This window comes from Sulfitobacter sp. EhC04 (assembly GCF_001650875.1).
GTDB lineage: Bacteria > Pseudomonadota > Alphaproteobacteria > Rhodobacterales > Rhodobacteraceae > Sulfitobacter.
Map to the genome: position 1 here is coordinate 250,081 of NZ_LXYI01000023.1, position 10,908 is coordinate 260,988.

13 protein-coding genes are annotated in these 10,908 nt (G+C 64.4%); 5 read left to right on the top strand and 8 right to left on the bottom strand.

Going from position 1 to position 10,908, the window contains the following annotated elements; all coding sequences use genetic code 11:
* Nucleotides 1-80 precede the first annotated feature (80 nt).
* The 4 genes from A8B82_RS11840 to A8B82_RS11855 are packed head-to-tail and all read right to left on the bottom strand — an operon-like array spanning nt 81 to nt 2,093.
* Nucleotides 81-287: a twin-arginine translocation pathway signal protein gene (locus A8B82_RS11840; RefSeq protein ID WP_067292473.1), complete on the bottom strand. Its 207-nt coding sequence runs from the start codon at nt 285-287 to the stop codon at nt 81-83.
* A 59-nt stretch (nt 288-346) separates the two neighbouring features.
* Nucleotides 347-952, bottom strand: a complete 606-nt coding sequence (locus tag A8B82_RS11845; RefSeq protein WP_067292476.1) for a TorD/DmsD family molecular chaperone — start codon at nt 950-952, stop codon at nt 347-349.
* Nucleotides 949-1,557: a DUF3306 domain-containing protein gene (locus A8B82_RS11850; RefSeq protein WP_067292479.1), complete on the bottom strand. Its 609-nt coding sequence runs from the start codon at nt 1,555-1,557 to the stop codon at nt 949-951. The genes A8B82_RS11845 and A8B82_RS11850 overlap by 4 nt, the downstream gene beginning before the upstream one ends.
* Nucleotides 1,554-2,093, bottom strand: coding sequence for a DUF3305 domain-containing protein (locus tag A8B82_RS11855; protein WP_067292555.1), 540 nt, complete (start codon nt 2,091-2,093; stop codon nt 1,554-1,556). The genes A8B82_RS11850 and A8B82_RS11855 overlap by 4 nt, the downstream gene beginning before the upstream one ends.
* Nucleotides 2,094-2,470: 377 nt before the next feature.
* Between A8B82_RS11855 and A8B82_RS11860 the strand changes: the two genes are divergently transcribed.
* Genes A8B82_RS11860 through A8B82_RS11880 form a run of 5 tightly spaced genes read left to right on the top strand, consistent with a single transcriptional unit; the run spans nt 2,471 to nt 6,938 of the window.
* The gene (locus A8B82_RS11860; protein WP_067292482.1) at nt 2,471-4,426 is read left to right on the top strand and encodes a 4Fe-4S binding protein; all 1,956 of its coding nucleotides are present in this window, start codon (nt 2,471-2,473) and stop codon (nt 4,424-4,426) included.
* 27 nt (nt 4,427-4,453) lie between these two features.
* The gene (locus tag A8B82_RS11865) at nt 4,454-4,657 is read left to right on the top strand and encodes a DUF6494 family protein (protein ID WP_067292484.1); all 204 of its coding nucleotides are present in this window, start codon (nt 4,454-4,456) and stop codon (nt 4,655-4,657) included.
* A gap of 3 nt (nt 4,658-4,660) precedes the next feature.
* Nucleotides 4,661-5,731, top strand: coding sequence for an Mrp/NBP35 family ATP-binding protein (locus A8B82_RS11870; RefSeq protein WP_067292486.1), 1,071 nt, complete (start codon nt 4,661-4,663; stop codon nt 5,729-5,731).
* Complete coding sequence (locus tag A8B82_RS11875; protein WP_067292488.1) at nt 5,728-6,444, top strand: biotin/lipoate--protein ligase family protein; 717 nt, start codon at nt 5,728-5,730, stop codon at nt 6,442-6,444. The genes A8B82_RS11870 and A8B82_RS11875 overlap by 4 nt, the downstream gene beginning before the upstream one ends.
* Complete coding sequence (locus A8B82_RS11880) at nt 6,441-6,938, top strand: DUF6505 family protein (protein WP_067292490.1); 498 nt, start codon at nt 6,441-6,443, stop codon at nt 6,936-6,938. Before A8B82_RS11875 ends, A8B82_RS11880 begins: the two co-directional genes overlap by 4 nt.
* Before the next feature lie 42 nt (nt 6,939-6,980).
* On the opposite strand, the gene A8B82_RS11885 is transcribed toward A8B82_RS11880, so the two are convergent.
* The 4 genes from A8B82_RS11885 to A8B82_RS11900 all read right to left on the bottom strand — a co-directional run.
* Nucleotides 6,981-7,790, bottom strand: coding sequence for a substrate-binding domain-containing protein (locus A8B82_RS11885; RefSeq protein WP_067292557.1), 810 nt, complete (start codon nt 7,788-7,790; stop codon nt 6,981-6,983).
* A complete protein-coding gene (locus A8B82_RS11890; RefSeq protein ID WP_067292492.1) occupies nt 7,790-8,500 on the bottom strand; it encodes an ATP-binding cassette domain-containing protein in 711 nt (236 codons plus the stop codon). Before A8B82_RS11890 ends, A8B82_RS11885 begins: the two co-directional genes overlap by 1 nt.
* Nucleotides 8,500-9,204 carry an ABC transporter permease gene (locus A8B82_RS11895; protein WP_067292495.1) on the bottom strand — a complete coding sequence of 235 codons (705 nt, stop codon included), beginning with the start codon at nt 9,202-9,204 and terminating at the stop codon, nt 8,500-8,502. The genes A8B82_RS11890 and A8B82_RS11895 overlap by 1 nt, the downstream gene beginning before the upstream one ends.
* Nucleotides 9,205-9,404: 200 nt before the next feature.
* Nucleotides 9,405-10,908: MFS transporter (locus tag A8B82_RS11900; protein ID WP_201120788.1), on the bottom strand; the 1,504-nt coding region annotated here is incomplete at its 5' end.

Here is a 10,908-nt window from a genome sequence, read left to right on the forward strand (position 1 = left end):
CGTCACGCAACCAGTCGCTTCTTGCCGGTGTTGCAGGGTCCGGGATCGGGCCGTGCGGTTTCGTCGTTTTGGGCCTCGGCCTAGAACCGCGCGCTGGCGTAGTAAGCGCGGGTGTGTGCGGTGTCCTGCATCTTGTCCGATGACAGGTCTGCCTCGACGGGGGCGGCCTGCGCCTCGGTCGTGCCGGTGGCCACCGCCACTGCAGCCAGCGGTGCCGCCGTGCTTGCGAATTTCAGGAACGCGCGCCTGTCCTTGCGGACGTCGGGTGCGTCGGAGTGTTTGGTCATCGTTTACCTCCCTTTGGTTCGTCTGGTTTCGCGGGCCGCAGGCCCGCATGGTTTGCGTTTCAGGTGCCGCTCAGCCGAAAGGCCTCCGCTTCAACCTCCATGAAGGCGCGGCCGATCTTGCCCACAGGGGCGTAAAAGACCGAATTCTTGGCCCCTTCCAGATCGGCAAAGAAATGCGCCGCCCAAGGCGCGATATGCTTGTTAAAGAACGTTTTTTGCTGCTCCAGCGTGGCAGGCGCGCCAAACCGGCCCGCAATCATTGCCCCCATCATCTCCATCAGCGACGCGATATTGTCTTCGGGTTCGAACACGTTGTCCGCCCGCGCCAACCCGCGCGCCGCCATGTCCTGACGCAGCAGCGCCAGCGGCTTTTCGTTCAGGAAGCCGGTCAGGTAATAGCTGGCGTAGGGCAGCAGTTCACCCCGCCCCAGCCCGATGAACAGGCGGTTGAACTCAGCTTCGACCGTCGCAGGCTTGGTCAGCCGTGCCAGTTTCGCCAGCGTCGCAATCCCCTGTCCCAACGCGCTGTCGTCGCCGTTCAGGCCCGCGCATTGGTCCAGCAACATCCGATCCGGCGGGCCGGACAGGATAAGCCCGATAAAGTTATACAGGTCCGCCCGCAGGCGGTCTTCTTCGGGAATTTGTGTGCCGGTCATCTGGTTCATGCGCCTGTGCCTTCTGGGTCTTGTGCCGCTGCAAATTGAAACCGCATCCGACGGAATGTCGGCGCGTGCGCGGTCAGCTCCGCATCGTCTTCGGTGGTGTCTTCGGTATTGTCGTTGTCACAGGCCGGTGCGGTATCGATGTCCGCCACCTGGGGTTCCGGCACGTCCACATCCGTGGTCTGCGCCAAAATCACTTCCGCCTCCGGCGCGTCGTCCTCAAGCATATCCGCAATCGGCTGCACCATGCCCTTGCCCACCTGATACAGAGTGTTGACCGTCTGACCGGCGGTCGAGGCCAGCGTGTAATCGTCATCGTAATCGTTCAGCCCGTCCAGACAGGCCAGAACCGGGTTGCTACGCCAGAACCCCCGCAGGGCCCGCGTTTTCAGCCGTTGCGGCAATTGCGCTTTCAGAAATTCCCGCAACTGCGCGCCATCCACCAGATTGTCCGGCGACGGCAGGCCCAGTTCCTCCAACAGCTCCGCATCATCGCGCGCCTCAAGCTGCGCCTGTTCTTCCGCCTGCGCGGCGGCGACGGCACTCTGCGCGTTCGCCTCGGCCTCGGCGGCAACAGCGGCGCGGCGACGATCCCAGAACCCGCTCATATCATCCGCCTGCGTTTCAACGTGGGTGAGGCATAAACATCGGCGCTGGTGTGAATGCGCGGATCACCGATACCGTCCTGCTGCTGGTCCACCCGCTGCTTGTCGCGGCGGCGTTTTACAAAGACCTCGTCCTGGTGGAATTGATCGACAAAATCGCGCACCCAGGCTTCCAGCCCCTGCGGCATGGCAACCTTTTCGACGACTTCCTCGGCGCTGTCGCAATAATCCTGCGCTTCATAGGGCGAGGCGGTGACCAGAAGCACCTCGAACGGACGCTCGACCGCCCCGGCAATCGGGCGCATCACCACATAGACGCAAGGCACTTCGGCCCCCAGCCCGTGTACATAGGCTTCGGTCTCGGCCCCATGCAGTTCCAGCGGGACGGTGGCGGCGTGGTATTCGGTGATCTCACCCTCACGGCGCAACGCGCGCCAATCGGCATCCGTGGCACCGGGCAACACTGCGGTCGCCTTCCAGCTCCACTTGGCCCAACGGGTCACACCGGGGGATCGCCGCAACACGACGCCCACAGGCAAAGTCCGGTACATTTTCGGGTTGTAGATCAAGACGCTCCTCCAACTTCTATCCTTTCGCGGGCCAGGGCCGGTGCAAAGCCTTAACCATGAACCGGGCCAAAAAACCCGGTTCTCCAGACAAGTTGGGCAGTCCCGCGAGAGCAAACGGCCGCTGTCGGACGAATTGTCTAACCCGACTGTTTTAATAGGAAAAAGACGCGGTGCCCGAAACCGAATCACCTGTTGCGAATGCTGCTGTGCGGCATCGCCGGACGGCCACCCCTGCGCCCGTGCCACCGCAGAATTGCGGTTGTGGGCGGGGCAGAAAGCCGTCTAGCTTGGGGCCTGATCGCCGTCCGCGAACCGCCCGAAACGGCGTGTCCAGCAAGGGGAAAACCATGGCAAAGACGTTGATAACATGTGATTGTGAGGGCTCGCAAAGCATCGACTCCGATGCGCTGTCACAGACCCTTGGCCATGCGGTCACGCCCCCCTGTTCGGCCCTGTGCACCCGCCAGATCGACCGTGCCGCCGCCGCATTGACCGCCGGTGATGCAATTTTCTGCTGCACCCAGGAATCGCGCGTCTTTACCGAACTGGCCGAGGAACTGGGGGTCACACCGCCGCCCCTTCTAGACCTGCGGGACCGGGCCGGATGGTCCGATGACCCCGCGTCGAAACTGCCCAAAATGTCCGCCCTCGCGTCCGAGGCGCTGCTGAATGCGCCGTTGGAGAAGTCGCTGGATGTCACATCCGAAGGGCTGTGCCTGATCATGGGCAAGGGCGAGGCCACGTTGCAGGCCGCCCACCAGTTGAAAGACCATCTTGCCGTTACTCTGCTGACCGACCCGTCAGAACCCCTGCCCGACAGCCGCGAATTCGACGTGATCGGCGGCACCCTGCGCAAGGCCAAAGGCGCGCTGGGGCACTTCGAAGTCACCATCGACGCCCTGCGCCAGGTCGTGCCGGGTGGACGAGGCGATCTGACCTTCACCGCACCCCAGGACGGCGCAATCAGCCACTGCGATGTCATCCTGGACCTGCGTGGCGCGCAGCAGCCGCTGTTCCCCGCCCATGAGAAACGCGAGGGCTACCTGCGCGCCGATCCGGCCCACCCGCCTGCCGTCGCCGCCGCCGTGCTCGCCGCAACGCATCTGGTGGGCACGTTTGAACAACCGCTCTATGTGCGCACCGAACCGCTGCTCTGCGCCCACAGCCGCGCGGGGCAAACCGCGTGCACCAATTGTCTGGACCTGTGCCCCACCGGCGCGATCACCCCCGACGGTGACCATGTGAGCGTTGATCCCATGATCTGCGCAGGCTGCGGCGCGTGCTCTGCCGCCTGCCCCTCCGGTGCCATCAGCTATGACGCGCCGCCGGTGGATTTCACCATGCTGCGGGTGCAGACACTCGCGCGCGCCTATCTGGATGCGGGTGGCACAGCGCCGCGCCTGATGGTGCATGACGACACCCAAGGTGCCGAAATGATCCGCCTGTCGGCCCGCCACGGACGCGGCTTGCCCGCCGATGTGATCCCCATGGCCCTGCCCGCGCTGGCGGCTTTTGGTCATGCCGAAGCGCTGGCAGCGCTAGCCGCCGGTTTCGCCGACGTCAGCTTGTTATTGGGGCCAAAGGCCGACCGCGACGCGATTGAAACGCAGATTGCACTGGCCCGCGCCATCGCTGGCACCGACCGTGTGAAGTTGATCGACACGCCCGACCCTGACGCCATGTCTGACACGCTGTATGACGGCACGGCCCCCGCCCCCGTCACCAGCCCTGTGCGCCCCATGGGCACCCGCCGCCAGATCACCCGTCAGGCGGCCCGCGCCCTGCACCCCGACACTGACGTTTTGCCGCTGCCCGCCGGTGCGCCTTATGGGGCCGTCGTGGTCGACAGTGACGCCTGCACCCTGTGCCTGTCCTGCGTGTCGCTGTGCCCCTCGGGCGCATTGGGCGACAACCCCGACCTGCCGCAACTGCGCTTTCAGGAAGACGCCTGTTTGCAATGCGGGTTGTGCGCCAACATCTGCCCTGAAGATGCGATCACCCTTGCCCCGCAACTGAACCTGACCGGTGCTGCACTGGAGCAACGTGTGCTGCATCAGGAAGAGCCGTTCCCTTGCGTCGAATGCGGCACGCTCTTTGGCGTCAAATCCACCATCGACCGGATCACCGACAAACTGCGCAACCATTCCATGTTCGCGGACGAGGGCAAGTTGCGGATGATCCAGATGTGTGATGATTGCCGGATCAATGCGCAGTATCACAGCGCCAACAACCCGCTGGCAGGCAATGAACGCCCCCGCCCCCGCACCACCGACGATTACCTCAGCAAGCGGCGCGATCACTGATCCGCCCGAACACAAGGAGCCACCCCCATGAGCGATGACTTCAACATGTCGATGCGCAAGTTTCTCAAACAGGTCGGCGTGACCTCGCAGCAGGCCATCGAAAAGGCCATGCGCGAGGGTGCCGTCGCAGGCCAGTCGGTGCCCGTCAAGGCCGTGATCACCATCCCTGAACTGGGCCTGACCCACGAAGTTTCCGGCACCATCACCGCACCAGACGCAGAACAGGAATAGGCCGTGGCAGCCAGCAGAGAGGCGGTTCTGACCGCGCTCAAGACCGTCAATGATCCGGCAACCGACACCGACATCGTCGCCAGCGGCGTGATGCGCGCCCTGAACGTCGATGCCACCGGCGCGGTGCGTTTCGTCATGGAAATCCCGCCCGCACTGGCCGACGCCTACGCGCAAGCCAAAGCGCAGGCCGAGGCCGCGCTGGCGCAGGTCGATGGCATCGGCAAAGTGTCCATCGTGCTGACCGGCCACAGCGAAAAGGCCCCGCCGCCCGACCTGAAACCGCAACGCGCCGCCGAACCCAGCGGCCCGCAGAAAATCCCCGGCATCGACCGTATTCTGGCCGTCGCCTCGGGCAAGGGCGGGGTGGGCAAATCCACCGTCTCCGCCAACCTGGCCTGTGCGCTGGCGCAACAGGGGCGGCGCGTCGGCCTGCTGGATGCCGATGTTTACGGCCCCAGCCAGCCGCGGATGCTGGGCGTGTCGGGGCGGCCCGCCTCGCCCGATGGCAAGACGATCCTGCCGATGCGCAACCACGGTGTTACGATGATGTCCATCGGCCTGATGACCAACGAGGATCAGGCGGTGGTCTGGCGCGGCCCGATGCTGATGGGCGCGCTGCAACAGATGATGACACAGGTGCAATGGGGCGCGCTGGACGTGCTGATTGTCGACCTGCCCCCCGGCACCGGCGACGTGCAGATGACGCTGGCGCAAAAGGCACAGGTGGACGGCGCGATCATCGTCTCGACCCCGCAGGATGTGGCGCTGCTGGACGCGCGCAAGGGCATTGATATGTTCAACCAGCTCAAGGTGCCGATCCTCGGCATGATCGAGAATATGTCCACCCACATCTGCACCAACTGCGGCCACGAGGAACACGTGTTCGGCCACGGTGGCGTGGCGGCGGAAGCGGCCAAGATGGGCGTGCCCCTGCTGGCCGAGGTGCCGCTGGACCTGCAAATCCGCCTTGCCTCGGACGGCGGCGCGCCGATCACCGTCAGCCAGCCCGACAGCGCACAGGCGGCCAGCTTTCAGGCCATCGCCAAGGCGCTGATCGACGGCGGCCACGCATGACCGACACGCTGACCTTTCCGCCGCTGCTGTGGGGGGAACCTGTGGCCACGGATGCGTTCGAACACGCCGCCATGCGCGCGGCGATGGGCTGTGACGCGGGGCTGGTGGTCTATGCGCTGGCCGGTCACGTGGTGCAGGCGGCATTGGTCTTTGCCCCCGAGGTGCCTTTGCGCGACGCCATGGCGATGCTGCCGCTGTGCGGCATCGGCTTTCAGAACGCCTTGGGCGCGCTGGCCCCGCCTGAAATCGCCGTGCATCTGGATTGGGACGGCGGCATTCGCATCAACAACGCGGCTTGCGGGCGGTTCCGCTGCATCGCCTCCACCACCGACCCCGACGCGGTGCCCGACTGGCTGGTCGTGGGGTTCACCCTGCCGCTGTACCCGCTGGACGATCCCGACCTTGCCGAAACCGGCCTGCGCCCGGATCAAACCGCGCTTTATGCCGAAGGCTGCTCCGAAGTGTCCCCGCCCGCATTGGTCGAGGCATGGGCCCGCCACAGCCTGCACTGGATCAACCGCTGGGACGGCGAGGGCGTGGCCCCCCTGCACAGCGAATGGCGCGGGCTGGCCTACGGCATCGGCGAAGAAACCACCCAAGACGGCAAAACCGGCACGTACCTTGGCGTCGACGAACGCTTTGGCCTGCTCTTGCGCGACGCCGACACCACCCACCTGATCCCGCTGACCGCCATATTGGAGCCCAGCCCGTGACCCAGCCCGACCTGCGCAAACTTGCCCGCGCGATCCACTTTGACGAAAGCGACCGCAACGTGTTTTCCAGCCCCGCGCGGACGGGGGAGTGGTGCGTGTCGGGCGGCTTCGAGTTTTCGGACTGGACCGACGGCGACCTGACCGGCAAGGCGCGACAGGCCTTTGCCAACGGCTGGCTAGGGCTGGAAACCTTTGGCCGCGTGACATTCGTCGCGGTGACGCAAGTGGAGCCGTCCGAAATCACCACCCTGACCGAGATGCTGGCGCAGCATTTCGTCACCTACTACGGCGCGCCGGACGTGAACGCCGCCCGCCCCGTCGCCGCCGAGGAACTGGCGCAGATGATGGACATGTGCGCCGACCACGACGCCAACACCCTGCTGACCGTGGCGCGCGAACTGACCGATGCAGGGGTGCGCGAAAGCTTTCGCGTGATCCAGCCGCAGGATGCCGGGCTGGAACAATTCGCCATTCACGGCGACCTGCCGGAATAACGCGCCCCCGTTACAGGGGCGCGATGTGTCACTGATGCGGGGTTATTCCGCCGCCTTGGCGTTGAACACGAACAGCGTTTCGCCGTTGATCTTGTAATCGTTGATCAACGTCGCGGCACGTTCGGACACCAGCCATGCCTCAAGCTTGTCGACCAGTTCGGTTTTCACGTGGTCATGCTTTTCAGGGTTCACGGGCAAATAGGCGTATTGGTTGAACAGCACCGGATCGCCTGCATACAGCAGTTCCAGATCGCCCTTGTTGCCAAAGTTCAGCCAGCTTGCGCGGTCCGACATGATATAGGCCGGAATGCCCGACGCGGTGTTCAGCGCGGCACCCATGCCAGCACCCACGGCCTTGTACCAGTCGTCAAAACCTGCGGGGTCCAAACCCGCGGCGGCCCACAGCGACAGCTCTTTCTTATGCGTCCCACTGTCATCGCCACGGCTGACAAAGGGGGCCTTGGCCTCGGCAATTGCCGTCAATGCGGCGGCGGCGTCATCCGCGTCCTTGATCCCTGCGGGGTCGGCCTTGGGGCCGATGAACACGAAATCATTGTACATAATCTCGGTGCGATGTGTCCCGAACCCACCATCAACAAAGGCCTCTTCGGCCTTGCGCGAGTGGACCAGAATGGCGTCAACGTCGCCCGCCTCGCCCAGCTTGATCGCCTGACCGGTGCCGACGACCAGCAGTTGAACATCCAGATCCAGGTCCTTTTTGATCTCGGGCAGCAGAACATCGGCCAGCCCCGAGTTGTTGAACGACGTCGTCACCGCCATTTTCATCACATCCGCCGCCTGTGCGGCGGTGCCGATGGCCAGCGCCGCCAGCGTAAGTGCAAACCGTTTCATCATTCGACTATGTCTCCTCTTAGAAAGGCCCGTGCCTGTGGCGTTTCGGGCCGGTTGAAAAATGTCTCTGCCGGGCCGCTTTCATGGATGCGCCCGCCCAGCAGGAACAGCACCTGGTCCGCCAGCCGCCGCGCCTGCCCCATGTCGTGGGTGGACAGGATCAACCGCGTACCGGCAGATTTCGCATGTGTCAGAATTTCCTCGATCTCGCGGGTGGCGCGGCCATCCAACGCGGCGCAGGGTTCGTCAAGAAACAGCACCTTAGGCTCTGAGATCAACGCCCGCGCCAGCGCCAGCTTTTGCTGCTCGCCGCCCGACAGAACCGGTGCGGCACGGTCCAGCATCGCCTCCAACCCCACCCGCGCGGCCCAGTCGCGCGCACGGTCGCGGGCTTGCGCCAAAGGCACCCCGCGCAGGCGCAACGGATAAATCAGGTTCTGCATCACCGTGCGGCGCAGCATCACCGGCCGCTGAAACACAAATCCCTGATGATGGCGCGCCTCGTCCGTGGGACAGGCCCAATTGATCTGCCCCGCCGACAGCCGCGCGGTGCCGTGCAGCAGCCGCAATAGCGTGGTCTTGCCGGCGCCGTTCGGCCCGACCACCACACAGGCCCCTTGCCCGTCCAGCGTCAGGTCGATCGGCCCCACCAGAACCTGCCCGCGCCTGCGGCTTTCGATGCCCTTGGCCGTCATCGGGAACAGTTGCATCACCAGCCCCCCTCGCGTTCGGTCCTACCCAGCCAGTGGATCGCCAGATTGACCGTGATCGCCAGCCCGATCAGTACAAACCCCAGGGCCAGCGCCAGCGCGAATTCGCCCTTGCCGGTTTCCAGCGCAATCGCCGTGGTCAGCACCCGCGTCGCGTGGTCGATGTTGCCGCCGACAATCATGATCGCGCCAACCTCGCCAATCGCACGGCCAAATCCGGCCAGCGCGGCGGTCAGCAGGGCGCGGCGGCAATCCCACAGAAGCGTGCGGATCTTTTGCCCCTGCGTGACGTTCATTGAAATCAGAAGATCATGATACTCCTGCCAAAGATCGCGGATCGACTGGTGCGCAATCGACGCGATCAGCGGCACGATGATGATGGTCTGGGCGATGATCATCGCGGTGGGCGTGAACAACAGCCCCATCACCCCGAACGGGCCGGACCGCGACAGGAACACGTAAACGATCAGCCCCACCACCACCGGCGGCAGACCCATCAGCGCGTTCAGAATGGCAATGACAAACCGCCGCGCACGGAACCGTTTCACCGCGACAAAGGCGGCCAGCGGCAGGGCAATGACACAGGCCACGGCCAGCGCGCTTAGCGTCACCCGCAGCGACCGCAGCGCGATCTCGACCAGCTCGGCGTCCAGCGTCACGACCAGCCAGAAGGCTTGCGCCAGACCGCTCCATAAATCGACCATGCGAGACTGGCCCCCTCCCCCTCGTGGATGGGCGCGCCCAACCGTATTCCCGCGCAGAGTGTCAGGACATTTTGTCCGACACCAGACCCACCGCACAGAATTCAGGTGCAAATGGACAAGCTGTCCGCAGGTTTCAATCCGAGTTTAAGTCGTGGGACAATTTGTCCTGCAAGCTCGACCCTGGGCGGGGCACGCCGCCCTCACTCTTGCTTTTGCAGCATGTCATCGCGCAGCGGCACCGCCTGGCGTTCGATCATCCGATGCACGGCGGGGTCCTGAGAACCGCGATGCAACCGCCGGATACGGTCGGACAGCGCGGCGTCAGCGTTGGTACGGCGTTCGTTATGCCGTACATATTCGCCCCAGGTTGGCACATGATAGCTTTCGCTCCAGTGATCGGGCTGGTGCAGGTCCCGCAGCAAGGCCCATTGCTGTGCGCCATCCCGAATGCGCACGCGGCGGCGCAGGCTCATCGCCGCCAGAAACTCGGGCACGTCCTCCTGGGCGATCTCGTAATCGACCATGACCATGACCGGTCCGCTGCGATAGCTCAGATCGAACCGCGTCGAGGGTTCCTTGAAACGGTTCAATGGGTCCAGATCCAGCCCGCTGAATTCTGGGAGCGGCAAAGGCAGACCGATCAACGCGCCAATCACCAGAAGGCCGGAAGCGGTCAGCAGCGCGTACTCCGGCCCCGCGTGTTCGGCCATCGCGCCCCAGATCAGGCTGCCCGCCGCCATGCCACCGAACGTGCCGGTCTGATACAGTGCAATCACCCGTCCCACGACCCAGCGCGGTGTCGACAACTGGATGGTGACGTTGAACATCGACAGCGCCAGCACCCAGCACGCCCCCGCCAGCATCAGCGCAACACCAGACACGACCGGTTGCGCACTGAGCGCCAGAACCACACAGCTGAGCGCAAAGCCTGCAAAGGCGCCACGGGCGATGGTCTCGTTGTTGAACTGCGCGCGCAGACGTGCATTTGTCAGGGCACCGGCCACGGCACCCAAGCCGAAACACCCCAGCATCACACCATAGACAAATGCTGTCGCCTGAAGGGTTTCGCGGACAACGACCGGCAACAGGGCCAAAAGGGCAATGGCCGCCAGACCAAACCAGAACCCGCGCAGGATCACCCGCAGCAGATTGGGCGACATCGCCACATATCGCAGCCCCGCAGAAAAGGCGCTGCCCATCGGTTCACGCGGCAGTCTGGTGTCGCGCACCGGGGCCTTCCACCGCAGCAGGGCCAGCAGGATCGCAACATAGCTCAGGGCATTCACGGCAAAGGCCGCAGCCGCACCGGCAAGCGCCACGATCGCGCCACCCGCCGCAGGGCCGATGCTGCGCATCAGGTTGAACCCCATGCTGTTCAATGACACCGCCGACGCCAGTTCCTCGCGCGAGACGATATCGCCCATGGTGGCCTGCCATGAAGGATTGTGCAGTGCGGTGCCGCAGCCGATCAGAAAGGTGAACGCCAGCAGCAGCCAGGGCGAAAGCCAACCCTCGAACGCCATGAACGTCAGGATCACCGACACCACAAACATGAATCCCTGTGCCAGCAGCATCACCCGACGCCGGTCAAAATTGTCCGCAAACACCCCCGCAAGCAGCGAAAATATCATGATCGGCAGGGCCACCGAACCTTGCACCAGCGCCACCATGTTTTGCGAGTCGGACAACGAGGTCATCAGCCAC